Source organism: Streptosporangium saharense, assembly GCF_014203715.1.
GTDB classification, from domain to species: Bacteria; Actinomycetota; Actinomycetes; order Streptosporangiales; family Streptosporangiaceae; genus Streptosporangium; species Streptosporangium saharense.
The window spans coordinates 25,026-51,885 of sequence record NZ_JACHJP010000005.1 but is presented as its reverse complement, the minus strand read 5'-3'; the positions used below and the strand labels follow the sequence as shown (position 1 = coordinate 51,885).

Annotated in this window: 21 protein-coding genes and 1 riboswitch; of the genes, 11 read left to right on the top strand and 10 right to left on the bottom strand. The window is 70.3% G+C overall.

The genetic code is table 11. The features are described 5' to 3' along the window. Positions 1–81 precede the first annotated feature (81 nt). Positions 82–1,434 (top strand): WD40 repeat domain-containing protein, encoded by a 1,353-nt coding sequence (locus tag FHS44_RS23245; RefSeq protein WP_184718078.1) that lies wholly within the window; start codon positions 82–84, stop codon positions 1,432–1,434. A gap of 57 nt (positions 1,435–1,491) precedes the next feature. Next, positions 1,492–2,913: a WD40 repeat domain-containing protein gene (locus FHS44_RS23240; protein WP_184718077.1), complete on the top strand. Its 1,422-nt coding sequence runs from the start codon at positions 1,492–1,494 to the stop codon at positions 2,911–2,913. On the opposite strand, the gene FHS44_RS23235 is transcribed toward FHS44_RS23240, so the two are convergent. Next, positions 2,908–3,693, bottom strand: a complete 786-nt coding sequence (locus tag FHS44_RS23235) for a hypothetical protein (RefSeq protein WP_184718075.1) — start codon at positions 3,691–3,693, stop codon at positions 2,908–2,910. The two genes, FHS44_RS23240 and FHS44_RS23235, sit on opposite strands and share 6 nt — an antisense overlap. A gap of 233 nt (positions 3,694–3,926) precedes the next feature. Between FHS44_RS23235 and FHS44_RS23230 the strand changes: the two genes are divergently transcribed. Beyond that, complete coding sequence (locus tag FHS44_RS23230) at positions 3,927–5,030, top strand: alpha/beta hydrolase family protein (RefSeq protein ID WP_184718073.1); 1,104 nt, start codon at positions 3,927–3,929, stop codon at positions 5,028–5,030. A 48-nt stretch (positions 5,031–5,078) separates the two neighbouring features. Further along, entirely contained in the window at positions 5,079–5,309 is a 231-nt protein-coding gene (locus tag FHS44_RS23225) for a DUF2530 domain-containing protein (protein ID WP_312863778.1), read from the top strand. A gap of 6 nt (positions 5,310–5,315) precedes the next feature. Here the strand turns inward: FHS44_RS23225 and FHS44_RS23220 are convergent, their stop codons facing one another. Together FHS44_RS23220 and FHS44_RS23215 are read right to left on the bottom strand one after the other, a co-directional pair. Beyond that, positions 5,316–8,351 (bottom strand): sacsin N-terminal ATP-binding-like domain-containing protein, encoded by a 3,036-nt coding sequence (locus tag FHS44_RS23220; protein WP_184718071.1) that lies wholly within the window; start codon positions 8,349–8,351, stop codon positions 5,316–5,318. 87 nt (positions 8,352–8,438) lie between these two features. Next, a complete protein-coding gene (locus FHS44_RS23215) occupies positions 8,439–9,254 on the bottom strand; it encodes a DUF3027 domain-containing protein (RefSeq protein ID WP_184718069.1) in 816 nt (271 codons plus the stop codon). A 387-nt stretch (positions 9,255–9,641) separates the two neighbouring features. Here FHS44_RS23215 and FHS44_RS23210 point away from each other — a divergent pair, with 387 nt between their 5' ends. Then, positions 9,642–11,102: an MFS transporter gene (locus FHS44_RS23210; protein WP_246435923.1), complete on the top strand. Its 1,461-nt coding sequence runs from the start codon at positions 9,642–9,644 to the stop codon at positions 11,100–11,102. 45 nt (positions 11,103–11,147) lie between these two features. Here FHS44_RS23210 and FHS44_RS23205 read toward each other — a convergent pair whose 3' ends face one another. Both FHS44_RS23205 and FHS44_RS23200 read right to left on the bottom strand, forming a co-directional pair. Further along, positions 11,148–11,546, bottom strand: coding sequence for a cold-shock protein (locus FHS44_RS23205; RefSeq protein ID WP_184718065.1), 399 nt, complete (start codon positions 11,544–11,546; stop codon positions 11,148–11,150). Positions 11,547–11,635: 89 nt separating this feature from the next. Continuing rightward, positions 11,636–12,253, bottom strand: coding sequence for an HAD family hydrolase (locus FHS44_RS23200; protein ID WP_184718063.1), 618 nt, complete (start codon positions 12,251–12,253; stop codon positions 11,636–11,638). Positions 12,254–12,391: 138 nt separating this feature from the next. Here FHS44_RS23200 and FHS44_RS23195 point away from each other — a divergent pair, with 138 nt between their 5' ends. The 5 genes from FHS44_RS23195 to FHS44_RS23175 all read left to right on the top strand — a co-directional run bounded on the left by FHS44_RS23195 (position 12,392) and on the right by FHS44_RS23175 (position 20,200). Beyond that, positions 12,392–13,021, top strand: a complete 630-nt coding sequence (locus FHS44_RS23195) for a TetR/AcrR family transcriptional regulator (protein WP_184718061.1) — start codon at positions 12,392–12,394, stop codon at positions 13,019–13,021. 32 nt (positions 13,022–13,053) lie between these two features. Further along, a complete protein-coding gene (locus tag FHS44_RS23190; protein ID WP_184718059.1) occupies positions 13,054–15,426 on the top strand; it encodes a helicase C-terminal domain-containing protein in 2,373 nt (790 codons plus the stop codon). Positions 15,427–15,499: 73 nt separating this feature from the next. After that, positions 15,500–16,075, top strand: a complete 576-nt coding sequence (locus FHS44_RS23185; protein WP_184718057.1) for a DUF4190 domain-containing protein — start codon at positions 15,500–15,502, stop codon at positions 16,073–16,075. A 120-nt stretch (positions 16,076–16,195) separates the two neighbouring features. Further along, positions 16,196–17,842 (top strand): DNA repair helicase XPB, encoded by a 1,647-nt coding sequence (locus tag FHS44_RS23180; RefSeq protein WP_184718055.1) that lies wholly within the window; start codon positions 16,196–16,198, stop codon positions 17,840–17,842. A 303-nt stretch (positions 17,843–18,145) separates the two neighbouring features. Next, positions 18,146–20,200: a HelD family protein gene (locus FHS44_RS23175; protein WP_184718053.1), complete on the top strand. Its 2,055-nt coding sequence runs from the start codon at positions 18,146–18,148 to the stop codon at positions 20,198–20,200. Positions 20,201–20,344: 144 nt separating this feature from the next. Here FHS44_RS23175 and groL read toward each other — a convergent pair whose 3' ends face one another. From groL to FHS44_RS23150, 5 genes are all read right to left on the bottom strand, one after another. Next, entirely contained in the window at positions 20,345–21,970 is a 1,626-nt protein-coding gene (gene groL / locus FHS44_RS23170; RefSeq protein WP_184718051.1) for a chaperonin GroEL, read from the bottom strand. A 366-nt stretch (positions 21,971–22,336) separates the two neighbouring features. Next, positions 22,337–22,537 (bottom strand): cold-shock protein, encoded by a 201-nt coding sequence (locus FHS44_RS23165; RefSeq protein WP_113704857.1) that lies wholly within the window; start codon positions 22,535–22,537, stop codon positions 22,337–22,339. Positions 22,538–22,917: 380 nt separating this feature from the next. Beyond that, positions 22,918–23,193 (bottom strand): MoaD/ThiS family protein, encoded by a 276-nt coding sequence (locus FHS44_RS23160; RefSeq protein ID WP_184718916.1) that lies wholly within the window; start codon positions 23,191–23,193, stop codon positions 22,918–22,920. 22 nt (positions 23,194–23,215) lie between these two features. Then, entirely contained in the window at positions 23,216–24,478 is a 1,263-nt protein-coding gene (gene thrC / locus FHS44_RS23155; RefSeq protein WP_184718049.1) for a threonine synthase, read from the bottom strand. A gap of 14 nt (positions 24,479–24,492) precedes the next feature. Beyond that, positions 24,493–24,635, bottom strand: a riboswitch (SAM riboswitch). Between the two features lie 113 nt (positions 24,636–24,748). Next, a complete protein-coding gene (locus FHS44_RS23150) occupies positions 24,749–25,309 on the bottom strand; it encodes an RNA polymerase sigma factor (protein WP_184718047.1) in 561 nt (186 codons plus the stop codon). 105 nt (positions 25,310–25,414) lie between these two features. Between FHS44_RS23150 and FHS44_RS23145 the strand changes: the two genes are divergently transcribed. Next, positions 25,415–26,839, top strand: coding sequence for an alpha,alpha-trehalose-phosphate synthase (UDP-forming) (locus FHS44_RS23145; protein WP_184718045.1), 1,425 nt, complete (start codon positions 25,415–25,417; stop codon positions 26,837–26,839). Positions 26,840–26,860 lie beyond the last annotated feature (21 nt).

The following is a 26,860-nucleotide window of genomic DNA, read 5'->3' as shown; positions in this document are numbered from 1 at the left end:
AAATGCCCGGGAACAGAATCAGGTGTGCGCGAGGAGAACCGCAGGAGATCGACTAAAAAATCTTTCGGCTAGGGTCCCTGCATGAAGCGCGTTCGCTTACTTCTCGCCCTGGTCGTTGTTTTGTTCACCGCCCTTGTCGGGGTCGGCGTCGAGGCGATCCACCAGCGAGAAGCGGCGAACGCGGGAGAACTGGCGCTCCACGGTGCGGAACTACGGGAGCTCAACCCCTTCAACGCCCTGCTCCTCGGAGTGATCGCGACACGCGTCGAGGCGAACGCCCACACCCGGTCGGCCCTGATGGGTTCCGTGCTCTCCGAGCGTCGAACCCCGCTGACCGGCACCGGCAACGTCCAGGCGGCGGCGCTGGGTGCCTACGGACTGACCGCCCTCACCAGCGATCCGCAGCGGGGCGTGATCCTGTGGGCCATGCGACGCGCCTCGGGGTACAGGCGGGGCTTCGACGAGGTCATGTCGCAAACGCTCGTGAGACCCGGCGAGGACGTGTCCGCGCTCGCCCTGTCCGCCGACGGCCGCACGGCGGTGACGGACGGCGGAGACTCGATGAGCGTCTGGGACCTGACCGACACGTCTCATCCGGTCAGAGCCGCCACCGTGGAGAACGACGACGACACCGGCAGCGCCCACCCCTTGACGCTGACCCCCGACGGAAAGACCGTCCTGATCGGCCGGAAGAACGGTGACGTACCGGCGTGGGACCTGAGTGAGAAGTCCCACCCGATCCGGTTGTTCACGTTGTCGGGGCACGCCTCACGCGTGACGGGAGTGGGGCTGAGCTCCGACGGGCGGACCGCGGTGACCGTGAGCCAGGAGACCGGGATCGTCTGGGATCTGACCGACCGGTCCCGTCCGGTCTGGCGGGGGACGCTGCCTCGTCCCCGCGCCTCCTGGGACTGGGAAAGCGTGGCGCTCAGCGCCGACGGCCGTACGGCGGTGACCGGCGGCTCACTCGGTGCGGACATCTGGGACGTGACGGATCGGGCCCGCCCCACACGTCTGGTCTCCCTGCCGCTTCCCACGACCTCGGTGCATGCCGTGGCGCTGTCCCCGGACGGGCGAACAGCCATGACCTCCTCACACGCCGGGCCAACGGTCATCTGGGAGCTGAGGGACCGCCTCCACCCGGTCCAGGTTGCCGCTCTCACCGTGCCCGGCAATGACGTGAACGTGGTCGCCCTGGACCCGAAGGGCCTGGTCGCGATGGTCGGAACCCCCCGCTGGGGCGCGATGACCTGGGACCTCTCCGGGGTCGGCACCGACCCGTTGCGGATCGTGTGCGCCGATCCCAGATTCGAGGGGCGCTTCCACCGCCCTCTCACCCAGGACCCGTGGTCCTCTGCAGCCGGTGGCGAGGAGTGGCCCGCCTCCTTCGGCGCCCTGGACGACTTCCTCCCATGCCCTGAGAGCCGCCCTTGAGCGAGCGCGAGGTGGGGCGGCTTCTCCGACACGAGGAACCCACGATGTGGAGCCGAGATGAATGATCTGGCCGGAACCCGGCAGGTGAACCCCCGGTGGCGAACGCTCGCGGTCGCGCTCGCCGTACTCTCAGCCGTCTTCCTGGTCGTCGGCGGGCTCGCGTGGCAACGCGTGTACGGCAGGGCCTCGACCCAGGAGCGCGTCGCGCTGGCGCACGGGCTCGCGCTCCACGCCGCGGAACTGCGCGACACTGACTTCGTCACGGCCAGGAAGCTCGGCATGGCAGCGGTCGGGATCCACGATGACGAGCAGACCCGGGCGGGGCTGGTCGACACGATGGTCGAGATGTACGGCAGGGCCCTCTCGCCTCTCACGCAGGAGGCATCCCGCGAGGTGACGGTGAGCGGCGATGGACGGGTCGCCCTGAGCAAGGACGACGGCGAGGCGAACGTCTGGGACCTCAAGCCCTGGGCCGACCCGAAAGTCATCGAGAAGCCTGACCGGATCCCCACGTTGAAGGGGCACGGAAGATCATTCGTGAACACGACCGCGCTGTCCTTCGACGGACGGACCGCGCTGACCGGCGATGACGACAACACCGCGACCGTGTGGGATCTCACCGACCTGGCAGAACCGGTCCGGCTGGCGACGATGGCGGCCGGACGAACCACCAAGTACACCAACGGTGTGAAAAAGGTGGCTTTGTCACGCGACGGCGGTACAGCGGTGATCGTCAACCACGACGGCGTCATGACCGTGTGGGATCTGGCCGACCGATCTCGTCCGAAGCGTCTGTCGAAGACGAGATCGAACACCGTCCCCATCCGCGACTTCGCGCTCAGCGCGGACGGCCGGACCGCCGTCACCGTGGACGACCACAACGAAGCGGCTGTCTGGGACCTCACCACCACAGAGCGCCCGGTCAAGGGGGCGAGCCTGGATCTCTCGCAGAGTGCGACGAGGATGGCCATGAGCGCGAACGGGCACGTCGTCCTCATCGGAAGGGCGGGGCGGATCGAGGTCTGGAATCTTGACGACCGGTCGCATCCGGTGCGCTACACCACACTCGACGTGTCCTTCGACAAGCTGTACGGCACCTACGACATGTCCCTGACCCCCGACGAGAAGCGCCTCCTACTCGCCGGACCGGGCGGTTCCGGCGCCCTCTGGGACCTCTCCACTCCATCCAGACCGGCCCGGTTGGCCACGTTGAACGGACACATGCGGGAGGTCGAATCCGTGGCCCTCCGCGCCGACGGCTGCCTCGCCCTGATGGCCGGTTCCAGCGGGGTCTCCTTCTGGGACCTCGCCGACCTCGATGAGATCGTCGCCGACCCGAAGCTGGTGTCCTGTGGCCGTCACGACGAGAGGATCAGCGAGGCCGAGTGGGCCCGTTACGCGGGCGGCGTGGACTGGTCGGAGTACAGATCGGAAGACTCGGACAGCGTCAGCGTCTGCCTCATCGACTGGTGGTCATGACGGACCGGTGAGCGGGGTGCCGAGTTGGAGGACTGTTACGTCTACCTGGCCGTGGCCGTCCTTCCAGCCTGCAACGACCGAGCAGCCGCCCTCCTCAAGCAGAGGGCCGAGGGGGGCGTCGGCGCCCAGGTAGGTCAGGCCCTCGGCTTCGGACACGTCGCAGCAGCCCAGGCTGAGGTGGGCGCGCAGCCGGGGGTTGGCGACGGCCTCAAGGGCCGGGGTCCACGTCGCGTCGGCGTTCCCCTCGAAGGGGATCAGGCTGCCGGGGCCGTCGCCGATGCCGGTGGCGACCCGCATCGCGTCCAGGAGCGTGCCGTTCGAGGCGATCCTGGCGTAGCAGACGTGCCAGTTCTCCGCCAGGATCGGGTCGGCGAGGTCGAGGTCGTGACGCCACAGCACCGGCGCCAGGTCGGCGCCCCGTACGACGTCGGGTGCCAGGCAGGCCCGCGCCAGGTCGGCGGCGAACGCCTCGGACAGGCCGTGGCTGGAGAACTGGAAGAGCGAACGGCCCGCGTCGAACCGCAGGGGCGGCTCCCCCATGTCGTACAGGTAGAGGTCTCCCACCTCGACCGGTTCACCACCGGACAGGACCGCCGGGTTCAGCCAGATCGGGTCCCTGTCGATGCGTGTCTCGTGGAAGAAGTGCCCGTGGTAGTAGGCGGCGTACTCGGCACCGCGGTCGTAACCGGAGAGCGAGCGACCGAGAAGGGCCTCGAAGGCGGCTGTCAGCGACGCCTTCCAGGCCACGGCGCCACCGGTGACAGAGGTGTAGCGGGTCATGCCTTGAACTCCTGGGGGAAACAGCGCCGAGCGTGAAGGCCTTTCGACTCTCGTATGGCAGACTCGCATGGTCTCATGGAGTGGACTGCCGTACGACATGAGAATTCACCGCATGTTCCGCCTGTGCCCGGATACGACTGCGACCCTCGGGGTAGCCGTGCGCCGGAAGTCGCACCTCGGTTCCGCCTTTTCAGCCGAGGCGGCGGGAGCCGTACACGGAAAAAAATCCCCTTATGTCGAAATTCGCTCTTCGTGGCGCGCTGGCCACGGCCGTCACCCTGCTTCTCCTGGCCACACCCGCCACAGCAGCTACAGTGACCCCCAAACTGCCCAGGCCGACCGGTGATCACGCGGTGGGCACGACCACCCTGCATCTGATCGACACCTCGCGGCCCGACCCCTGGGTGCCCTCGGAGAAGTCCCGGCAGCTCATGGTCTCGCTGTGGTATCCGGCCCGGTCGAACCACGGGCGGACGGCACCGTACATGACGGCGGAGGAGTCGGCGCTGCTGTTGAAGGGGCAGGGCATCGAGGGGGTTCCGCCCGACATCCTGAGCAGGACGCGGACCAACGCGGTAGTCGGTGCCCGGCCCACCGGACAGAGGCGTTCTCTCCCCCTGGTCGTGCTCTCCCCCGGGTTCACGGCTCCGCGCAGCTCGCTGACGGCCCTGGCCGAGGACCTGGCCAGCAAGGGGTATGTCGTGGCGGGAGTGGACCACACCTACGAGTCCTTCGGCACGACCTTCCCCGACGGGCACACCATGACCTGCGTCGCCTGCCAGGCCCCCGACTACGGGCCCAAGACGACCAGGGTCAGGGCCGCGGACGTCTCGTTCGTGCTCGACCGGCTCACCGGGCCGCGTCCCGCCTGGCGGCACGCCGGGCTGATCGACCCGTCCAGGATCGCGATGGCGGGCCACTCCATCGGCGGCAACAGCGCCACCTTGGCCATGCTGAACGATCCCAGGATCGACGCCGGGGTCAACATGGACGGCGCCTTCCACATCCCGATCCCGGAGCGCGGCCTCTCCCGGCCGTTCATGCTCCTGGGCGAGCCGAAGGCCCACGTCCCCACGGGGGCCGACGCCACCTGGAAGCGGGACTGGCCGCGGCTCACCGGCTGGAAGCGCTGGTTCACGGTCAAGGGCGCCGACCACGCCTCCTTCACCGACTACCCGCTGATCACCGACCAGCTCGGTCTCGACCCTGGTGACCGGCTCCCCGGCGCCCGCTCACTGGAGATCACCCGCACCTACGTCGGCACCTTCCTCGACCGCACCCTCCGCCACCGCCAGCGGCCCTTCCCCCGCTATCCGGAGATCACCTCCTGGCCGTAAACGGTGGCGAACCTCGGCACAGCCCCACGGTCGCCTACGCTGGAAACCGTGAACCAGCCTCGCCTGCCGGACCTGCGGCCGTTGCGGACCAATGACACGGCCACGATCCTCGTGGGAACCGCCCTGTGGGCGCTCGCCCTGGTCGTTCTCCTGGTCGTACGGCCCGCACCCGAGCACCAGTGGTGGATCTGGACCTGCGTGTCCGGCATCTGCGGCGGCGCCTTCGGCCTGTGGTTCGTACGGCGCCGCGACCGCAAGGCCCCTCCGGAAGACCTGTAGGACCGCTCAGGTCGAGGCGGTCCAGCTGTCGAGGTCGGCCTCGGCCAGCAGCAGCGGGACGGCGGCCGGGTCGCGGAGCAGGGCCGCCACGGCGAGCCGGTCGCCCCACTGGCCCGACGCCCACGCGAGGCCGCGTGCCAGGCCCTCGACGCCGGAGGCGTGCACGGTGCCCTCGTGGAAGCGCCAGGTCGCGGCGACCCCGTCCACCAGCAGCTTCTCGTGCTCGACGTAGGTCGTCGGCGCCGTGGGCAGCAGCGACCGCACGGCACCGGGAACCTCGCGGACCGCGCCCTCGGAGGTCACCTCCCCCGCGGCCTCCTCCCCGGCCAGCGGCAGGTCGAGCAGCTCGGACAGCGCCTCCGCCAGGTCGAACGGCGCCAGGACCAGCGGCCGGGAAGCCACCAGCGGCAGCAGGTCGGGTGCCTCCACGACCACGGGCTCGCCCGCCGCCTCACGGGACTCCGCCGACAGCAGGTGACCGTCCTCGACGTCGGCGACGACGATCTCCCCGTCCAGCACGGCCCGCACCGCCCGGGGCGGGGCCACGCGCACCGGATCGACCCCCGCCAGCGCCACCCACAGAGCACGGAGCTGGGCCCGGTCCACCTCGACCGAGGGGTCGCCGAGCAGTTCGAGCAGCTCGTCGGGGCCGCCGTGCGAGGCCAGCAGGTCGGTCAGGGTCGTCCTGACGCCGATCATGGACAGCGCCGCCTCGTCCACGACGGCGGGGGCGTCGCCGTACAGGCCGAAGAGCAGTGGGTCGGCGGTGGGCAGCCTGAGCTGCGTGGGGCGGCGCCCGGCCAGGACGGGCTGGGTGGACAGCCACCACGCCGTGTAGGACGGCACCTCGACGACCTCGCCCGCGACCAGCAACCGCAGCGGGTTCAGTACGGCCCGCAGCGGCGGCCGGGACAGCAGGGCCAGCGCCGAGGGCCAGTCGGCGACGTACTCCAGGTCGCGGACCGCGGAGAACTCCCTGGCGACCGGGGGCACGTCCACCTCGGGCAGCAGGTCGAGCACGGCTTCGAGCCACTCGTCCTCGCGGTCGAGGTCGTGGTCGCAGTCGTCGGGGTCGATCATCACGTCGGTGTCGTTGACCACGGCGAAGCCGTCGAGCACCCCGGCCGCGGCCAGGACGCGCGGGCCGTACCGGTCGACCAGTTCGGGGGCGGCCGTGCCGAAGTGGGTCTCCTCGTCGAGCAGCCCGGCCAGCGAGCCGTCGGCCAGCAGCAGTTCACCGGCGGGGTACAGCTCACCGTCGGCGCCGCGCAGCGCCAGGTCGGACAGCCAGGGAGCCTCACCGGCGACCAGCCCGGCCGCGTCGACCAGCGCGAGCACCGCCTGGGCGACCGGTTCGGCGTCGGCGCTGTCCAGGGACTCGGCGACGGCGGAACGGGTCAGCGAGTCCTCAAGGACCGTCCTCGGCGTGGCCTCGGCGGCGCCGAGCCGCAGCAGCAGCGGGTGGGCGGCCTCGGGGTGGACGACGCGCAGCCCGAGGGGGGCGAGCACGGCCGGGTCGAGGGTGGAGCCCTCGGTCAGCAGCAGCGTGCCGCGTGCTCCCCTGACCAGGCGTCCGTCGGCCAGCGGCACCGGCAGCGCGCCGAGCGCCTCGGGGTCGTCGGCGGGCAGGACCTCGTACAGCGACCGCCACCAGGACGGCTCCCGGTCGGCGACGGCGTCGCCGGACAGCATGTCCACGACGTCGGCCAGCTCGACCCGCCGCACCCCGAGCGAGGTGATCGCCGGGTGCCTGGAGGGCCATCCCGCGGGCAGCAGGCCGGGGACCATCGGGGCGACCTTGCGCAGCAGGTCGCCGGGGGCGGCCACCACGGACGCCTGCCGCCCGGTCACGACCTCCTGCTGGTCCTCCCCGTCAACAGGTGGCGAGAGGGCGGGCAGCAGCGGGGCGTCGGGCAGCCTGCGCAGGATGGCCCTGCGGATGTGCGCGTCCAGCTCCCCCTTGCCCATCAGGCCGGGGACGAGGTCGAGCAGCTTGGGCGTACGGGCGAGGCCGGACAGCAGCTCGACATAGGCGTCGGCGGCCCGCTCGACCAGGAAGTCGGTCAGCGGCCCCATGGCCACGTGCCGCCGGTCGGTGGCCATCGGGAACGAGGCGATCAGCAGCGCGGGCAGGTCCAGCGGCTCGTCGCTCGGCGTCGGCGCGTGCACCACGGGCGGCACCCTGGCGGGCAGCGGCCTGGGCTCCTCGGCGGGAGCGGCGCCGACGACGGGAACCGCCCAGCGCACCAGCCAGTACGGCCTGGCCCGCTCCTCGGTCGGCCGGTCGGCGTACAGCTCGGCGGCCTCCTCCGGGGAGAAACGTCCCGAGGCCGAGACCACCTTCCAGCCGTCGGGCAGGACCGTCCGCGTCTCGCCCTCAAGGTCGATCTCGATGGACTCAAGGGCGGGCAGGCCGAGCAGCAGGGCGGCGCTGGTCTCCTGGAGCATGCGGCGCACGGCGTCGACAGCGCTCCTGTCGCGCAGCGGCAGCCGTACGAGCGTGTCGAAACCGCCGGGCACCTCAAGCGGCCCTGCGGGGAAGGGCAGGCGCAGCAGTGGAACGTGCCCGCCGCGCTCGGCGAACTCCTTGGCGAGGGCGGGCTCGGCGGCCACGAGCACGGCGGTCTGGTCGCGGGACCAGCGCACGACGCCGGAGCCCAGCGAGCCGATCACCGGCTCGTCGCAGACGGAGACCACGGCCGCGAAGCCCACGCCGAAACGCCCGGCGGCGCCGGACTCGTCGCGCTTGTTGGAGACGCGCAGCGTGGACAGGCTCTCGATCCCCGCGGCGTCGACCGGGGCGCCGGTGTTGGCGGCCGAGAGCACCCCCTCGCGCAGCGAGAGGCGCAGCCGTCCGGGCACCCCGGCGCGCAGCGCGGCGTCTGCGGCGTTCTGGGCCAGTTCGACGATCAGCCGGTCGCGGTAGCCGCCGAGCGCGAAGTCCTCCTCCGCGTTGGCGTCCTCGCGGAACCTCGCGGGCGAGGCGGTCCACGCCGCGAGTACGGCGGCGCGCATTCGGTCGGTGCCGAAGATGTCAGTCACAGCGATGAGTCCAAAGGTCGGGGGCCCCACAGGTCACGTCGCATCGGGGCGCGCCGGGGTCTCCGGCGCACCTGTGATGACGTCGGATCAGGAGTGACCCAGCGGCTCGGCGGCGGTGTCGTCCACGGAGCCGGCGAGGTCGGTCTCCGAGGTCTCCACCGCGATGTCGTAGGCGAGGTCGTCGAGGATCGGCGACGTCGGCTCGACCTGGTGCGGAAGCACGGCGGCCTCTGAGTGCGCGCCGCAGCCGTGGTCGGCGGCGACGACGCGGCCGTCGTCGGGGGCGTACTCGTTGGTGCACGCCCCGAAGCCGATGCCCAGCGCACCGGCGAGCGGCCAGTAGAAGCCGCAGGTCGAGCACTGGGCGGGCGCGGCGTGCGCGAGCGGGGTGTGTGGCCCGGACTCGCCCGCGTGCCAGCGGCGCACGGCACGGTCCCTGCCGATCGGAGAGAGCACCCTCGCCCTGCCGAGGCCGTACTCGAAGATCATCTGACGGTCGACGTCGTCCTCGGTCTGGGTGAAACCGGGCGCGAGACGCACGTCGTCGTCGGAGGTCGGCAGCAGGTCGCCAACGCCGAGGTCGCCGGGCAGCAGGCGCTCGCTCCACGGCACCCACTCGGGCGGCAGCAGCGCTCCGGCGCCGGGCAGCAGCACGACCTCACTGACCGTCACCTTGCGTGCCCTTGAGGCCCTGACGACCGTGACGGCCCAGCGCCATCCCCGGTAGGCGCGGTCGAGACAGGTGAAGTAGTGGGTGACGACGCGGTCGTCCTCGCCCTCGACGCCGAGGTGGTCGCCGATCTCCTCCGGTCTGACGTTCTCCTCGATCGCGGAGCGGGCCAGGTCGACGGCGGCTGCGCAGGCCGGGTCGACGACGACGGCGCGAGTTCTTGGACGGGTCACGAGTCCTCCTCCGCAGTCCTCGCGACCGGACGGCCGCTGTCCCCACTGCCTAGCTCGCTACGCTGACTCACAGTTCATTCTCACCCATGCCCGGAGCGAACGGCACCGTCACCGGCCCCGGGCGAGGTCGCGCCGGGTCACCGCGCCAACGGACCGTAACGCGCTCCCGCCTCGACCGGCAACCTGTCCCGGAGTTCGCCGACCGTTCAAGTCTGAGATGGGACGGACCGCCACATACATCCCATCCGCCCTTTGGGTAAGACTGGATGCGTGGCAGGTGGCTGGGAACAAGCACGCAGGACGGCAGGCGAGGCCTCCCGTCGGATCGGTCGTTCCACGATGGGGGCCGGACGGGCGACGGTGCGCGCGAGCCGGAAGGCGGGCCGGATGACCGTGCGCGCCGGGCGGGGGGCGGCGAGCGGGACTCGCCGGATGGGCGCGGCCTCAAGGAGGCTGACCCACGCCCAGGGCGCGGGCCGTACCGGACTCGGCCAGTTGATCGAGCTGACCGCGCTGGAGAGCGCCGGTGACGCGCTGGTCACCGCCGCCCTGGCCGGGACGCTGTTCAAGCTGCCGGTCAACGAGGCCAGGGGGCAGGTCGCGCTCTACCTCCTGATCACGATGATCCCTTTCGTGGTGGTCGCGCCGTTCGTCGGTCCCGTCCTCGACCGGTTCAGGTACGGCAGGCGCTTCGTGATGGCGGGCACGCTGTTCGGCCGGGGGCTGCTCTGCTTCGCGATGGCCGCGGCGATCATGCCCGGGGACGTGTTCACGATCTTCCCGGCGGCGCTGGCGGTGCTGGTGCTGTCGAAGGCCTACAGCGTCTCCCGGGCGGCGATCATGCCGAACGTGCTGCCCGCCGACATCGCGCTGGTCACGGCCAACGCGAGGGTCGCCCTGTTCGCCCTGGTCACGGCGGGTGTCGCGGTGCCGGTCGGCGCGGGCGTCAGCGCCTGGATCGGGGCCGAGTGGACGTTACGCGCCGCCATGGTGCTCTTCCTGCTGCTGGGGGTGCTGGCCGTACGGCTGCCGCGGCACGTCGACTCCCCCGACCTCGACGTGCTCGACGAGGCGCTCGACAGAGATCAGGAAGGGGAGGTACGGCCCGCCCGCTGGCGCACGCTGCTGAACGTCGGCCCCGTGGTCACCGAGGCGATGACGGCCAACGTGGCCATCCGTCTCTACTCGGGGTTCCTGCTGTTCTACCTGCTCTTCCTGGTGCAGGACAGGAACCTGCCGGGGTTCGCCCCTCCGGTCACGATCGCCCTGCTGGCCGTGGCCGCGGGCGTCGGCGGCCTGACCGGCACGACCGTGGCCTCGTGGACGCGCGGACGCTCCCCGCAGGTGATCGTGCTGCTCACGCTCACGCTCGCGCTGGTGACCACGATCGCCTCCGCCGTCTTCTTCACCCTGTGGACGGCCGTCGCCGTGGCGCTGGTCGCGGCATTCGCCCAGGGGCTGGGCAAGCTGGCGCTCGACGCGATCGTGCAGCGGGAGATCGGCGAAGAGGTCCGTTCGTCCACCTTCGGGGTGGTCGAGGCGTTCCTCCAGGTCTCCTGGGTGACCGGCGGCCTGGTCGGGCTGCTGCTGTCGCTGTTCACCGACGGTACGGCCGGGCTGAGCGTGATGGCCGTCGTGCTCGCGGGCTCGCTCGTCTGGCTTCTCGTACGGCGCCGCAGGCGGGTGGACGCGCGGGACGCCAGGGTCGAGGAGGCCAGGGCGTCACAGCCGCAGGCGGAACAGCCGACGCCGGAGAGCGCCCCGGGAAACACGACAACCACCGTCGTACGGCGCGACGTCCCGGCGCCGGAACGACGGACCAAGCCCCTGACCAACCCCCACGGCTGAACGCCCGCCCGCCTCTCCTTCCTGCGCAGGAGAGGCGGGCGGGGATCATTCGTCCAGGTCGTCGGCCACGGCGCGCAGCACCGCGGCGATCTTCTTGGCGTGCGCGGCCTCGGGGTGCTTGCCCTTCTGGTAGGACATCGAGACCGAGTCCAGCAGTTTGATCAGGTCTTCCACGATGACAACCATCTCGTCGGGCTTCTTGCGCTTGCCCTTGGGCTTGGCGACCTTGGCGAGAGTCGGGGGCTGGTCGATCACGCGCACCGAGAGCGCCTGCTGTCCACGGCGCCCCTCGGCCACGCCGAATTCGACCTTCTGTCCCGGCTTGAGGGATTCCACGCCACCGGGGAGCGCGGAAGAATGCACGAACACCTCACCGCCGTCGTCGCGGGTGAGGAAGCCGAAACCCTTGTCGGCGTCGTACCACTTGACCTTGCCACTCGGCACAGGGGTGACCTCGTTCAGACTGTCGTGAAAAGGATGGATGTAGGTTATGCCCAGCGCGGCCTGGGAGCGACCGTGTATTCAGCCCTGAATTACACGAATACGGTTGGGCTACGCCAACCGCCGTACCATTCGGCGAACTCGGTCAGATCAGCGAGCACCACGTCGGCGCCGTGGCCACGGAGTTCCTCCGCCTGATGGTGGCCGGTGGCGACCCCGACGCTGAAGGCCCCGCCCGCCTTCGCCGCCTCGACGTCGGCCACGTGGTCCCCGACGTAGGCGGCGGCGCCGAAGCTCACCAGCGCGGGCCCCTTCGCGGGACCGAAGACCGATCCGACGACCTCGTCCACGTCGAACCCCAGGGCCCTGACCGTCCGTTCCGCGTCCATGGGGTTCTTGCCGGTCACCACGATGACCCTGCCGCCCGCGCGCCGTACGGCATCGACGGCCTGGGCGGCCCCGGGCATCGGGGTGGTCACCGGGACGGCGATCGAGGGGTACAGCGCCCGGTAGATCGTGACGGCCTCGGGGATGCGCTCTGCGGGCAGCCAGTTGGCCAGTTCCCACTCCAGGGGCGGCCCGAGCCTGGCGACCACGACGGCGCTGTCGATGAACACCCCGACGCGCAGCGCCAGTTCGTCGTAGACCGCGGCGATACCGGCACGCGTGTCGGCCAGCGTCATGTCCAGGTCGAACCCGACCGCGTCCATCGCCCTTTTCCCCTCCGAAACTCCCGTGAGTGCCCCTGGCAGGATGCCAAATCCTCACCGAACAGGGATAGCCCGGTCGGGGAACCCGCACCCCGCACCCCCGCCGCATAGGGTCGCGGTGGAGGTGTCAGCAGGGAGATGACCAGATCGACGCGGGAGCGGATCCTCGAAGAGGCCCTGCGCCTGTTCGCCGAGCGGGGCTACGCGGCGACCTCGGTGGCCGAGATCGAGGCCGCCGCCGGGCTGTCCCCCGGCGCGGGTGGCCTCTACCGGCACTTCAGGTCCAAATACGAGGTGCTGGCCGCCGCGGTGAACGAGCGTGCCGTGCGGGCCGAGGCCAGGATCGCCGCGATGGGCGCCGCCGATCCCGCGCTGCCCGTCGGGGAGCGGCTGACGCGCCTGTGCGGGGCCGGGCTCGCCGGGGTCGGCGAGGAGAGCGAGCTGATCCTCGTGTTCTTCCGCGACCTCGGGCGCTTCCCCGAGCTGGTCGAGGTCGTGCGCGCGGGGCTGCTGCAGCCGATGTTCGACGCGGTCGGCTCGTGGCTGCTCTCCCAGCCCGAGTACGGCGGGGCCGACCTCGATCCGTCCGCGGTCGGCGCGGTGCTCGGCGGCGCGCTCGTCCACCACCTGCTCTTCGAGGAGACCGTCGGCGAGCCTCCGGGAAGGGCCGGTCGTGACCGTTTCGTCGCCTCCTGGGTGTCCCTCGCGCTCGGCCTGCTCCCCATGGCCAACGGATGTCCCCGCGAACCCGAACTTTCCCAAACCTAGCTTTGTCGGTCAGGGCTCCTACCATTGACGGAATGAGCACGGAGTTCACCGAGTGGCTGCGCGAGCGGAGCGACGAGCAGTTGCGGGCGCTGGTCACGGTTCGGCCCGAACTCATCACCCCGGTCCCCGCCCACGTCGAGGGCCTGGCCGGGCGGGCGAGCAGCCCGTCGGCCATCGGGCGCGTGCTCGACCGGCTCGACCGGTTCACGCTCTCGGTCGTCGAGACCCTGGTGGTGCTGCCGTCCCCGGTCGACCAGCGCGCGCTGCGCGACCAGCTTGCCCGCGCGCTGCCCGAGGGGGTCACCGTCGCGACGCTGCGGGCCGCTCTCAAGGAGACCGTCGAGCGCCTGCGCACCCTCGCCCTGGTGTACGGCCCGCAGAACGCCCTGGTTCCCGCCCCCGGGGTCAGGGAGATCCTGGAGACGCCCGCCGGGCTCGGCCCGCCCGCGGTCGAGGCGTTCAGGCACCACCCCGCCGAACGCCTCGCCGAGCTGGTCCAGGACGCGGGCGGTGAGAGCGGAGACACCAGGCAGGCCCTGGCGGAGCTGCTCGGTGACCGGGAGGTCGTCGCGCGGCTCGTCGAGGACGTCTCGCCACAGGCCAGGTCCGCGCTCAACGAGCTGGCATGGGGGCCGCCGAGCGGCCGGGTGCCCAACGCCCGCAGACAGGTGCGCGCCGAGAGCGCCCAGTCCCCGATCGAGCAGCTGCTCGCCCGCGCGCTGCTGGCCGCCACCGGGGACGAGAGCGTCACCCTGCCCCGCGAGGTCGGCCTGTTCCTGCGCGGCGGCCGCATCCACCGGGACCTCTCGCCCGTCCCGCCCCCGCTCGACGGCACGGGCCGTGACCAGGCGCTGGCCGACCGCACCGCGGCGGGCCAGGCCTTCACGTTCGTGCGGGCGGTCGAGGAGCTGTGCGAGCGCTGGAGCGCCGACCCGCCCGGCGTGCTGCGCGGCGGCGGCCTGGCCGTACGGGACCTGAAGCGGACCACCGGCCTGCTCGACCTGCCCGAGTGGGCGGCGGGGCTGGTCATCGAGGTGGCCCACGCGGTGGGGCTGGTCGCCGCGAGCGGCTCGGTCGACGGCGACTGGCTGCCGACGCCGCTCTACGACGCCTGGCGGGTCAAGAGCACCGAGGACCGCTGGGTGACGCTGGCCTCCGGCTGGCTGTCCATGGACCGGGTCCCCGGGATGATCGGCGAGCGTGACGAGCGTGACCGGCTGCTCAACGCGCTCCATCCCGACCTGCGGCGCTCCTCGGCCCCCGAGGTGCGCTCGACCACGCTCGGCATACTCGCCGCGGCGGGCCCCGGGGTCTCGCCGGGCATCGAGTCGGTGCTTGGGCGTCTGGCGTGGGAGCAGCCGCGCCGCCGTGGCGGCAGGCGTGACCAGCTCGTGGAGTTCACGCTGCGCGAGGCGGAGCAGATCGGGATGACCGGCCTCGGGGTGATCGCGGGGCACGGCCGCGCCCTGCTGTCGTGCGGCGGCCGTTCCGGGGCGGCGGCCCAGGCCCTGGCGCCGCTGCTGCCCGAGCCGCTCGACCACGTGCTCCTGCAGGCCGACCTGACCGCCGTGGCCCCGGGCCCCCTCACCGGCGACCTGAGGCGCTGGCTGGCGCTGGCCGCGGACATCGAGTCCACCGGGGGCGCGACGGTCTACCGGTTCTGCGAGCAGTCCGTCAGGCGGGCGCTCGACGCGGGGCAGGGCGCCGACGAGATGCTGGCCATGCTGGAGCGCCACTCGGCGACCCCCGTGCCGCAGCCCCTGAGTTACCTGGTCACGGACGTGGCCCGCCGTCACGGCCGCATGCGTGTCGGTACGGCCAGCGCCTACATCAGGTGTGACGACTCCTCCCTGCTCGACGAGGTGATGGCCGACCGGCGTGCCGTCCCGCTGCGGCTACGCAGGCTCGCCCCGACCGTGATCGCCTCGAAGACCTCGCGGGGGACGCTGGTCGACTCGCTGCGCGCGATGGGATACGCCCCGGCCGCCGAGTCGCTCGACGGTGACGTGATCATCGCGCAGCTCGACGTCCGCAGGACCGAGGGACAGCCCGTCCCCCGGCAGCCCGTCACGTTCACCGGCCCCGAGGCCGAGGTCGTGGCGGCCGCCGTACGGGCCGTGCGGGCGGGTGACGCGGCACACCTGGCCCGCAGGGTCCCCGTCGACGCCCCCGCGGGGCAGGTCCCGCGCTCCCCGGCGACCGCGACGATCAACGCCCTGCGCGAGGCCATCCGGCAGGGGTCCCAGGTCTGGATCGGCTACCTCGACTCCCAGGGCAACGCGACCAGCAGAATCCTCGAACCCGCCCGGATGGAGGGGGGCTACCTCACCGCCTACGACGAGACCCGCGCCGCGGTGCACCGCTTCGCCCTGCACCGCATCACCGGCATCTCCGACGTCGAGTGAGCGCCCGGATTTCCCGGTTTCCCCTACGGTGGGGGTCGTTGGTGCACGGAAGAAGAGGAAGTGAGACGCTCCCGTGAGCAGTGGTCCCCCCGAAGGCCCCAGCGCGAACCCCGACGACTGGAAGAGCCCCTACAGCACCGGTCCCGGGCAGAACCCCGGCTACGGCACCCCCTCCTACGACCAGGGGTACGGCCTGCAGCACACCCAGCCGAGTCAGGGCTCGGGCCAGAACTACAACCAGCAGCAACCGTCCTACGACCAGAGCTACGGGCAGGGTTACGGACAGGGCTACGGCCAGCCCGCCTACCCCGTGACCCCGGGCTACGGCGAGTCGCCCTACGGGCAGTACCCCCCGTCGTACGGCCCCGGCCCCTATCCGGGTCCCCAGCAGCACGTGGACGGCACCAGGACGCACGCGATCGTCGCGCTGGTCGTCAGCATCTTCCTGGCCATCACCTGCTACGTCAGCCTCGGCGGCCTCGCCGGGGTCATCCTGTCGGCCGTCGCCCTCAGCAAGGTCGAGCGTGATCCCCACGGGGCGAAGAACCTGCTCAAGTGGACCTGGATCAGCATCGGCATCAACGTCGCACTTGTCGTCCTGGGGGTCGGCGGCATCATCATCGCCGGAGTGAACGGCGCCTTCGACTGAGCCGTCCGGGATTGTCCCGGGCCTCGACGCCGTTGGACATACGAGGTCGGGGAGGCGGTGGGCGAGTTCCCCGGGGGAGTGCGACCATGGGCTCGCCCGCCGTACAACGAGGGAGAAGCCGTGAGTGACGGACCGCTGATCGTCCAGTCGGACAAGACCCTGCTGCTTGAGGTCGACCACGACAGGGCAGACGAGTGCCGCAAGGCGATCGCGCCGTTCGCCGAGCTTGAGCGTGCCCCCGAGCACGTGCACACCTACCGGATCACCCCGCTGGCGCTGTGGAACGCGCGGGCGGCCGGGCACGACGCCGAGCAGGTCGTGGACGCGCTGATCGGCCACAGCCGCTACCCGGTGCCGCACGCCCTGCTCGTGGACATCGCCGAGACCATGGCGCGGTACGGCAGGCTCAGGCTGGACAAGCACCCCGTCCACGGACTCGTCCTGACCAGCACCGACAGGGCCGTCCTTGAGGAGGTCCTGCGGTCGAAGAAGATCCAGCCGCTGCTCGGCGAGCGCATCGGCGCCGACGCCGTCGCGGTGCACCCGAGTGAGCGCGGCAACATCAAGCAGCTCCTTCTCAAGATCGGCTGGCCCGCCGAGGACCTCGCCGGATACGTGGACGGCGAGCACCACCCGATCGCGCTGAAGGAGGACGGCTGGCTGCTGCGCGGCTACCAGCGGGAGGCCGCCGAGGCGTTCTGGCACGGCGGCTCCGGCGTGGTCGTGCTCCCCTGTGGCGCGGGCAAGACGATCGTGGGCGCCGCGGCGATGGCCCAGGCGAAGGCGACGACGCTGATCCTGGTGACCAACACGGTCTCCGCGCACCAGTGGAAGCAGGAGCTGATCAAACGGACCTCGCTGACCGAGGACGAGATCGGCGAGTACACCGGGACGAAGAAGGAGATCCGGCCGGTCACCATCGCCACCTACCAGGTGATGACGACCCGCAGGCAGGGGGTCTACCGCCATCTGGAGCTGTTCGACGCCCGCGACTGGGGGTTGATCGTCTACGACGAGGTCCACCTGCTGCCCGCCCCGATCTTCAGGATGACCGCCGACCTGCAGGCCAGGCGGCGGGTCGGGCTGACCGCGACGCTCGTGCGCGAGGACGGCAGGGAGGGCGACGTGTTCTCCCTGATCGGGCCCAAGCGCTACGACGCGCCGTGGAAGGAGATGGAGAACCAGGGCTGGATCGCCCCCGCCGACTGCGTCGAGGTGCGGGTCACGCTGAGCGACGAGGAACGGCTCGCGTACGCGATGTCCGACTCCGAGGAGCGCTACCGCTTCTGCGCGACCACCCCGTCGAAGACCCGGGTGACCGAGGCGCTGGTCAGGCGCCATCCTGACGAGCAGGTGCTGATCATCGGTCAGTACATCGACCAGCTCGACGAGCTCGGCGAGCACCTGGGCGCGCCCGTCATCAAGGGGGAGACCAAGATCAAGGAGCGCGAGCGGCTGTTCCAGGCCTTCCGCGACCGGGAGATCCAGGTGCTGGTCGTCTCCAAGGTGGCGAACTTCTCCATCGACCTGCCCGAGGCCTCGGTCGCCGTGCAGGTGTCGGGGACCTTCGGGTCACGGCAGGAGGAGGCCCAGCGGCTCGGCCGGGTGCTGCGCCCGAAGGCCGACGGCGGCGGGGCGCGGTTCTACTCCGTGGTCAGCCGTGACACGGTGGACCAGGACTTCGCCGCGCACCGGCAACGCTTCCTGGCCGAGCAGGGATACGCCTACCAGATCATCGACGCTGACGACGTGCTCGCCGGCGACTAGCGTTCCCATGGCGAACACGTCGTCGTTCGTGTCAGGTCCACGAGATTCCGCAGGCTTTCTCCAAAGCAACCACCCCCTCGCTAGGCCTCGACGGCCACTGGCGACATACCCCCATGATCTGCGCGCGTCACTGGATTTTCCCGCCTTTTTAGCGATTTGGACGCACAAACACGGACGGTGGTAGCGCGCTCACGCAAGGCACGCGGGGGTTAATCGGTTTGAGCCGTTGGGGCACGTCGCTAGGCTGGTGGATTCGCTGCCTTGGACGACCACCCTCGCTTACCGAACAGGAGGCGCTTTCGCGTGCCCGGACATCCATTGTCCCCCTCTGAGACCACCGACGAGAACACCGACGAGATCACCGACCCCGCCGAGATCCTCGCCGCCGAGCGCACGCACCTGGCCCTGTCCCGGGCCGCCCTGCGCGCGATGCGCGAGCACGCCCAGTCCCTGTCCGCCGACGCCGCGGGCGACTGGGTCTCCCAGCAGATCCTCCAGTCGCTGCTCGACCAGCGGGTCGCGGCGCTGGCCGACCACGCGGGCACCCCGCTGTTCTTCGGCCGCCTGGACCGCGCGGTCGACGACGACCTGCCCCCGACCGTCTACGTCGGCCGCAGGCACGTCCACGACGACCGCAGCCGCCCCCTGGTCATCGACTGGCGGGCCCCGATCTCCCGCGCGTTCTACCAGGCCAGCCCCGCCGAACCGATGGGTGTCGTACGGCGCCGCAGATTCGGCTACCACGGCGGCGACCTGACCGCCTACGAGGACGAACGCCTGGACCAGGACGACGCCCTCGGGCACAGCAGCGGGCACAGCAGGATCCTCACCGAGGAGATCGAACGGCCCCGCTCCGGCCCGATGCGCGACATCGTCGCGACCATCCAGCCGGACCAGGACGAGATCGTCCGCTCCGAACTCGGCACGACCGTCTGCGTCCAGGGAGCCCCCGGCACCGGCAAGACCGCCGTCGGCCTGCACCGGGCCGCCTACCTGCTCTTCACCCACCGGGAACGGCTGGCCAGGTCCGGGGTGATGATCGTCGGCCCCAACCGCGCCTTCCTGTCCTACATCTCCTCGGTGCTGCCCGCACTCGGCGAGGTCAAGGTGGACCAGACGACCGTCGCCGACATCCTGGGCGACCACGCGACGCCCGAGGACCCCGCAGTCAGCGCGATCAAGGGCGACGCCCGAATGGTGCCCGTGCTCAGGCGCGCGCTGTGGGCGCACATCGTCAAGCCGACCGAGGGCGTGCTGTTCACCAAGGGGATCAACCGCTACCGGGTGGCCGACCACGAGGTCCGCGAGATCGTCGCCTCGCTGCGCGGCACCACCCGCTACGCCCCCGGCCGCGCGGCCCTGGCCCAGCGCCTGGCCCACCTGGTGCTCGTCCGGATGGAACAGCGCGGCGAGTCCCCGGACGACCGGGTGCAGGACGCCGTCGCCAGGTCCAAGCCGGTCAAGCAACTGGTGGACGCCGTGTGGCCGAAGGTCACCCCGCAGCAGGTCCTGCACCGGCTGTTCGGCGACCCCGACTTCCTCGCCGCCGCGGCCAGGGACGACCTGACCGCCGAGGAGCAGGCGACGCTGCTGTGGGCCAAGCCCGCCAAGACCTTCCGCTCCGCGAAGTGGTCGGCCGCGGACGGGGCGCTGATGGACGAGCTCGGCGACATGATCGAGCGGACCGCCCCGCTGGGCCACCTGGTGGTCGACGAGGCCCAGGACCTGTCGGCCATGCAGTTGCGGGCGCTGGGGCGGCGCTGCCGTACGGGATCGGCGACGGTTCTCGGTGACCTCGCGCAGGGCACCACGCCCTGGTCGGCCCGCTCGTGGAAGGAGGTCCTGGCCCACCTGGGCTTCGAGGACGGGGTGGTCACCGAGCTGACCCTCGGCTTCCGCGTCCCCCGCGAGGTCCTCGACTACGCGGCCAGGCTGCTGCCCTCCGTCGCCCCCGACCTCGCCCCGCCCCGCTCCCTGCGCCCCGGCGAGGGCTCCCTGTCCGTACGGCCCGCTGCCAACCTTGCCGCGTCCCTGACGGAGGTGGTGCGCGAGACACTCTCCCGCGAGGGCTCGATCGGCGTGATCGCCCCCGACGCCGCGGTGGCCACGGTCTCGGCCGCCCTGGGGTCCGTGGAGCACGGGGTACTGAGCCAGGACACGGCCGAGGAGCACCGTCTCCTGGTGATTCCCGCGACCCTGGCCAAGGGTCTTGAGTACGACCACGTCATCGTGGTCGAGCCCGCCGACATCGTGTCCGCCGAGCCACGCGGTCTCGCCCGTCTCTACGTGGTTCTGACCAGGGCGGTGACCTCGTTGACCGTCCTGCACACCGGCGACCTGCCCGCCCAGCTCCGCTGAGGCCCGGCGCCGGGCCGTAAACGAACGTCCCATGAGAAACGCGGGTAAAACGCGTCCCTTCACGGGCCGGAAAGAAATCGGGTGGAAAACAAAAAGGGGCGACCCCGGCACCTCGGGGTCGCCTCTTTTGGGAAAGCGCCGGACTCAGAAGTCCATGTCGCCGCCGCCGGGAACGGCGGGAGCGGCACCGGCCTTCTCGGGCTTCTCGGCGATGACGGCCTCGGTCGTCAGGAACAGCGCCGCGATCGAGGCGGCGTTCTGCAGCGCCGAACGCGTCACCTTCGCCGGGTCGATGATGCCCGACTCGAACAGGTTGACGTACTCGCCCGTGGCGGCGTTGAGGCCCTCACCCGGGGTCAGGTTGCGGACCTTCTCCACCACGACGCCGCCCTCAAGACCGGCGTTGACCGCGATCTGCTTCAGCGGCTCCTCCAGCGCCTTGCGCACGATCGCCGCACCGGTGGCCTCGTCGCCCGACAGCTCCAGCTTGTCGAAGGCCTTGGCACCGGCCTGCAGCAGCGCCACACCGCCGCCGGGGACGATGCCCTCCTCCACGGCCGCCTTGGCGTTGCGCACCGCGTCCTCGATGCGGTGCTTGCGCTCCTTGAGCTCGACCTCGGTGGCCGCACCGGCCTTGATGACCGCCACGCCACCGGCCAGCTTGGCCAGGCGCTCCTGCAGCTTCTCGCGGTCGTAGTCGGAGTCGGTGTTGTCGATCTCGGCGCGGATCTGGTTGACCCGGCCCGCGATCTGCTCGGCGTCACCGGCACCGTCCACGATCGTCGTCTCGTCCTTGGTGACGATGATCTGACGGGCGCGGCCGAGCTGGTCGAGCGTGGTGGACTCAAGCTTGAGGCCGAGGTCCTCGCTGATGACCTGGGCACCGGTCAGGATGCCGATGTCGCCCAGCATGGCCTTGCGGCGGTCACCGAAGCCGGGCGCCTTGACGGCGACCGAGCGGAACAGACCGCGGATCTTGTTGACGACCAGGGTCGCCAGGGCCTCGCCCTCGATGTCCTCGGCGATGATCAGCAGCGGCTTGCCGGCCTGCACGACCTTGTCGAGAACCGGGAGCAGGTCCTTGTTCGCGGAGATCTTGGAGTTGACGACGAGGATGTAGGGGTCGTCGAGGACGGCCTCCATACGCTCCGGGTCGGTGACGAAGTAGGGCGAGATGTAGCCCTTGTCGAAGCGCATGCCCTCGGTGAGCTCAAGCTCCAGACCGAAGGTGTTGCTCTCCTCGACGGTGATGACACCTTCCTTGCCGACCTTGTCCATCGCCTCGGCGATCATCTCGCCGATCTGCGGGTCACCCGCGGAGATGGAGGCCGTGGAGGCGATCTGCGCCTTCGTCTCCACGTCCTTGGCAAGCTTGGAAAGCTCCTCCGAGACGCGCTCGACGGCGGCCTCGATGCCCTTCTTCAGGGACATGGGGTTGGCGCCCGCGGCGACGTTGCGCAGGCCCTCGCGGACCAGTGCCTGAGCCAGCACGGTGGCCGTGGTGGTGCCGTCACCCGCGACATCGTCGGTCTTCTTGGCGACTTCCTTGACGAGCTCGGCCCCGATCTTCTCCCACGGGTCCTCAAGCTCGATCTCCTTGGCGATGGAGACACCGTCGTTGGTGATCGTGGGGGCGCCCCACTTCTTCTCCAGCACGACGTTGCGGCCCTTGGGGCCGAGGGTCACCTTGACGGCGTCCGCGAGCTGGTTCATACCACGCTCGAGACCGCGCCGGGCGTCCTCGTCAAACGCGATCATCTTGGCTGCCATACGGCTAGACCTCCCAAACACAGGGTGGCTTGCACCAGACCGAGACGACGCCCGCGACGGCATGTAGGCCCGCGACTCCGTTCGGCGGGCCTCATCGACTCGATCCAGGGTTTTGGCACTCTCCAACGAGGAGTGCTAATCCACTGTTTAGCACTCTCCCCCGACGAGTGCAAGCCAAGGTCCATTTGACCTGGTCTCAGATTAGGTTGACCCGGTCTCGTCGGGTTGGCCCGCTCTCAGCTTAGGCGAAGGCCCGGCCCGCCGATGGGAGCGGCGGGCCGGGCCGACATGCCGAGGGCGATCCGCGCGAACTGCGCTGCCGCGGGATGCGCCAGCGGGTTCCCGACGAACTGACGGAAGACGGGATCAGACCGTCCGGACCGATTCCGCCTGGGGTCCCTTCTGTCCCTGTGTGATCTCGAACTCGACCCTCTGGCCCTGTTCGAGCGCACGGTAGCCATCCATCATGATCGCGGAGTAATGGACGAAAACATCCTTACCACCGTCTACCGCGATGAAGCCGTAGCCCTTGTCCGCGTTGAACCATTTGACGGTGCCTTGCGCCACTTCCGACTCCTCTTACTGGACTTGAGGACGCCGCCCATTCCTCTCGCGAGGTCCTCAATCTCCGAGGCGGAGACATCGCCTACGTCGATCGTCCTCGACCATACCTGTGGGAGCCCGTAGGGCAACAGAGTCAACCAGCAAACTACCGCTTTACGGACGCATTCAACACGCCACCATAGTTTTGCTATCACTACTAGTTAGTTAAATATTACATTATGTCTCGGGAGAAAAATGTGAGCTTGCATCACAAATGACGACACCCGCACGCGGCCGGGCCGGTGCGGGTGTCGTGGAAGGTGTTCCAGGGGCGCCGTTCCATGGCAGTGGGCGCCACGGGCCGCCAGGGGGCCTCTCCAGGCCCCCGGCGCCCTCGCCGGGGCTCAGCCTCCGGCCACCGCGGGAATGATGGAGATCTGCACTCCGGACGGCGTCACGGTGTCGAGGTTGTCGGCGAAACGGACATCCTCATCACCGACATAGACGTTCACAAAACGGCGAATCTTGCCCGTTTCATCGAGAATGCGGGCACCGATCCCCGGGAAGTCGGCGTCGAGCTTCTGGAGAACGTCACGCAGGGTCTCGCCCTCTCCGTTCACCTCGGCCACGCCGCCGGTGTACGTACGGAGAATCGTCGGAATCCGTACAGAAACACTCATCATTCAGTACCTTTCACGAGTTCTAGGCGACGACCGCGCGGAACGCGTCGAGTGAGGGCCGGATGACAGCGGTGGGACGTGCCTGGTCAGAGACCGCGTCAAGGGTCTTCAGGCCGTCACCCGTGTTGAGAACCACCGTTTCGGCGTCGGGGTCGATCCGCCCCGACTCGACCAGCTTGCGCAGCACCCCGACGGTGACGCCACCCGCGGTCTCGGCGAAGATGCCTTCCGTCCTGGCGAGCAGGTGGATGGCCTCGACGATCTCGGGGTCGGTGACGTCCTCGACCCCGCCGCCGGTGCGCCTGGCGATGTCCAGCACGTAGGGACCGTCGGCGGGGTTGCCGATGGCCAGCGACTTGGCGATCGTGTCGGGCTTCACGGGGCGGATCACGTCGTGGCCCGCCTTGTAGGCCGCCGAGACCGGGGAGCACCCCTCCGCCTGGGCACCGAAGATCTTGTAGGGCGTGTCCTCGACGAGGCCGAGCGCGATCAGCTCCTTGAACGCCTTGTCGATCTTCGTGAGCTGGGAGCCGGAGGCGACGGGGATGACGATCTGCTCGGGGATGCGCCAGCCGAGCTGCTCGACGATCTCGTAGGCCAGGGTCTTGGAGCCCTCGGCGTAGTAGGGCCTGAGGTTGACGTTGACGAAGCCCCACTTGTCGCCGAGCTCGTCACCGATGAGCTCGGAGCAGAAGCGGTTGACGTCGTCGTAGGTGCCGTCGATGCCGATCAGCTTGCCACCGTAGACCGAGGCCATGACGATCTTGCCCTGCTCAAGGTCCGCGGGGATGAACACGCAGGCGTCGAGCCCGGTCCGCGCGGCGGCGGAGGTCACCGCGCCCGCCAGGTTGCCGGTCGAGGAGCAGGAAAGGGTGTGGAAACCGAAGTTCCTCGCCGCCTCGACGGCGATGGCGACCACGCGGTCCTTGAAGGAGTGGGTGGGGTTGCCCGAGTCGTCCTTCACGTGCAGTGAGCGCAGGCCCAGCTCGCGCGCCAGGTTGCCGGCCTTGACGAGCCTGGTCCAGCCGGGCTCGGTGTTGGGCTTGGAGGCGACGTCCACGGGGACGGGAAGGAGGGAGCGGTAGCGCCAGATGTTGGCCGGCCCCTGTGAGATCTGTTCCCGGGTGACACGCCCGAAGTCGTAGGCGATCTCAAGGGGCCCGAAACACTCGATACAGGCGAAGCTCGGACCGAGTTCGTAGCGGGCGCCACACTCGCGACAGGACAGCGCGACGGCGGGGCCGAAGTCGAGCGAGGTGGAGGTGGTAGTGGTTGCGAGCGCCATGAAGCGAGGCCTTTCCCTCATCTTCGTCTGCGACCACCCTGGTCACAGACCGGAATTGGCACCTGTCCCGGTCGACCCCTCGCCAGATCGCGAGTCTTGAACCGGGAGGGTTGCCGGGGCTTCGCAGGGCCGGTCCCTCCACCCCTCTGGATGAGCAATGTTCAGTTGTGGACCTGACACGCAGGTCTCAAGCACTCTACCTCGCCTTGCGGCGTTTCTGACGTGTTGTCTCGCCAAACGAGACGAAGTGTGTCATCAGGCGGACAAAGGTCAGAAGCCGTAGGCGTCGCCGAGCGCTCCCTGCACGTATTTGCGGGCCTGGTGGATGCGCGACTTGGCCGTGCCGAGGGGAATGCCGAGCTGCTCGGCGACCTCGTTGTAGTCGAGCTGGCAGATGTCGCGCAGCACCAGGGCCTGGGCCAGGTCGGGCTTGTCGGCCTCAAGGGCCTCCATGGCGTCGAGCAGGTCGAGGCGGGAGCCCGCGATCACGCTCACCCTGGCGACGTCCGGCTTGTTGTGCAGCGGCAGCTCCTCCGAGCTCTGTTCGGCGGAACGCCGCTTGAGCGAGCGGTAGGTGGTGCGCGCGCAGTTGGCGGTCACGATGTGCAGCCACGTGCTGAAACGCGCCCGCCCCTCGAACCTGGCGATGTTGCGGGCCACGGCGAGCAGGGTGTCCTGGGAGGCCTCCTCCGCGTCCTGCCGGAAGGGGAGGATCCGCCCGCAGTGCCGAAGCACCTCGGGCTCGATCCGCTTCAGCAGCTCGCCCAGCGCCCGGTGGTCGCCTCCGGCGGCTGCGCGGGCAAGTTCCTCGGTCGTCTCGTCCAGCGCCATTCACGAGCCCCTATCAGCGGTCATAGTCGCTCGACATCCTATGGTCGCCGGTTATCGTTTGGTTAACCTTCGGGACAAGCCACGTCCCCCGGGCGAGGGGATCAGATGAGTGGGATTTTGGTGGCCTCGAACCGCGGCCCGGTCTCCTTCACCATGTCGGAGGACGGCGCGCTGAGCATGCGCAGGGGCGGCGGCGGTCTGGTCTCCGGCCTGTCCGAGGTGGCCAAGGAGCTCGACATCCTCTGGGTCTGCGCCGCCCTGTCCGACGGCGACCGCGGTGCCGTACGGCTCGCACCCGGAGGGCGGCTCGACCAGGCGGGATACGAGACCGGGGCGCTGCGGATGCTCGACATCCCCCAGGCGACCTTCCAGCGGGCCTACAACGCGGTCGCCAACTCCACCCTGTGGTTCGTCCACCACCTGCTCTACGACACCCCGAACAGACCGCACTTCGACGCCAGGTTCGGCAGGGAGTGGGAGTCCTACCAGGCCTACAACGAGGCGTTCGCGATGGCGCTGGCCGAGGAGGCCTCGCACGGCGCCAAGGTCATGGTGCAGGACTACCACCTCGCCCTGGTCCCGGCCATGCTCAGGAGCGAGCGGCCCGACCTGCGCATCTCCCACTTCTCCCACACGCCGTGGGCCCCGCCTGAGTACTTCGGCCTGCTGCCCGACGAGGTCGCCGCCGAGTTGCTCGAAGGCATCCTGGGCGCCGACCAGGCGGGTTTCCTGACCGACCGCTGGGCCGCGGCCTTCATGGACTGCTGCGAGAGCGTGCTGGGCGCCAGGGTCGAGCGCGCCTGCCGTACGGTGACCCATGCGGGCCGTACGACCAGGATCGGTGTGCACGGGCTCGGGGTGGACGGGCAGGCGCTGTGGGCGCGGGCCAGGGAGCCTGACGTCGAGTCCCACATGGCCGCGCTGCGGCAGCTTGTCGGCGACCGCAAGCTGATCGTGCGCATCGACAGGACCGAGCTGTCGAAGAACATCGTCAGGGGCCTGACCGCCTATCGGGAGTTCCTCGCGGCGCATCCCGAGTGGCACGGCAGGGTCGTGCACCTGGCCTTCGCCTATCCCTCCCGTCACGACCTGCCCGAGTACCGGGAGTACACCGCGGCGGTGCAGCGCTGCGCCCTGGAGATCGAGGACGAGTACGCCACCGAGGACTGGGACCCGCTGATCCTCAACGTCCAGGACGACTACCCCCGCTCGCTGGCCGCCTACCGGCTTGCCGACGTGATGCTGGTCAACCCGATCCGCGACGGGATGAACCTCGTGGCCAAGGAGGGGCCGGTGCTGTCCCCGAGCAGCGCGCTGGTCCTGTCCCGCGAGGCGGGGGCGGCGGCCGAGCTGGGCGCGGACGCGCTGCTGGTGAACCCCTACGACGTCTCGGCCACGGCGCGGGCCCTCCACGAGGGCCTCGTCATGCCCGAGCCTGAGCGCGCGGGCCGGGGCGACAGGCTGGCCCGCCTGGCGACCGCGCTCCCCCCGCAGCGCTGGTTCGCCGACCAGCTCGCCGCGCTTGGCTGAGATTTTGCCCTGATATGAGAT

Coding starts and splice junctions, on each gene's coding strand:
- FHS44_RS23245 (WP_184718078.1), top strand. CDS start 82: ATGAAGCGCGTTCGCTTACTTCTCGCCCTGGTCGTTGTTTTGTTCACC.
- FHS44_RS23240 (WP_184718077.1), top strand. CDS start 1,492: ATGAATGATCTGGCCGGAACCCGGCAGGTGAACCCCCGGTGGCGAACG.
- FHS44_RS23235 (WP_184718075.1), bottom strand. CDS start 3,693: ATGACCCGCTACACCTCTGTCACCGGTGGCGCCGTGGCCTGGAAGGCG.
- FHS44_RS23230 (WP_184718073.1), top strand. CDS start 3,927: ATGTCGAAATTCGCTCTTCGTGGCGCGCTGGCCACGGCCGTCACCCTG.
- FHS44_RS23210 (WP_246435923.1), top strand. CDS start 9,642: ATGACCGTGCGCGCCGGGCGGGGGGCGGCGAGCGGGACTCGCCGGATG.
- FHS44_RS23200 (WP_184718063.1), bottom strand. CDS start 12,253: ATGGACGCGGTCGGGTTCGACCTGGACATGACGCTGGCCGACACGCGT.
- FHS44_RS23195 (WP_184718061.1), top strand. CDS start 12,392: ATGACCAGATCGACGCGGGAGCGGATCCTCGAAGAGGCCCTGCGCCTG.
- FHS44_RS23190 (WP_184718059.1), top strand. CDS start 13,054: ATGAGCACGGAGTTCACCGAGTGGCTGCGCGAGCGGAGCGACGAGCAG.
- groL (WP_184718051.1), bottom strand. CDS start 21,970: ATGGCAGCCAAGATGATCGCGTTTGACGAGGACGCCCGGCGCGGTCTC.
- FHS44_RS23160 (WP_184718916.1), bottom strand. CDS start 23,193: ATGAGTGTTTCTGTACGGATTCCGACGATTCTCCGTACGTACACCGGC.
- thrC (WP_184718049.1), bottom strand. CDS start 24,478: ATGGCGCTCGCAACCACTACCACCTCCACCTCGCTCGACTTCGGCCCC.
- FHS44_RS23150 (WP_184718047.1), bottom strand. CDS start 25,309: ATGGCGCTGGACGAGACGACCGAGGAACTTGCCCGCGCAGCCGCCGGA.
- FHS44_RS23145 (WP_184718045.1), top strand. CDS start 25,415: ATGAGTGGGATTTTGGTGGCCTCGAACCGCGGCCCGGTCTCCTTCACC.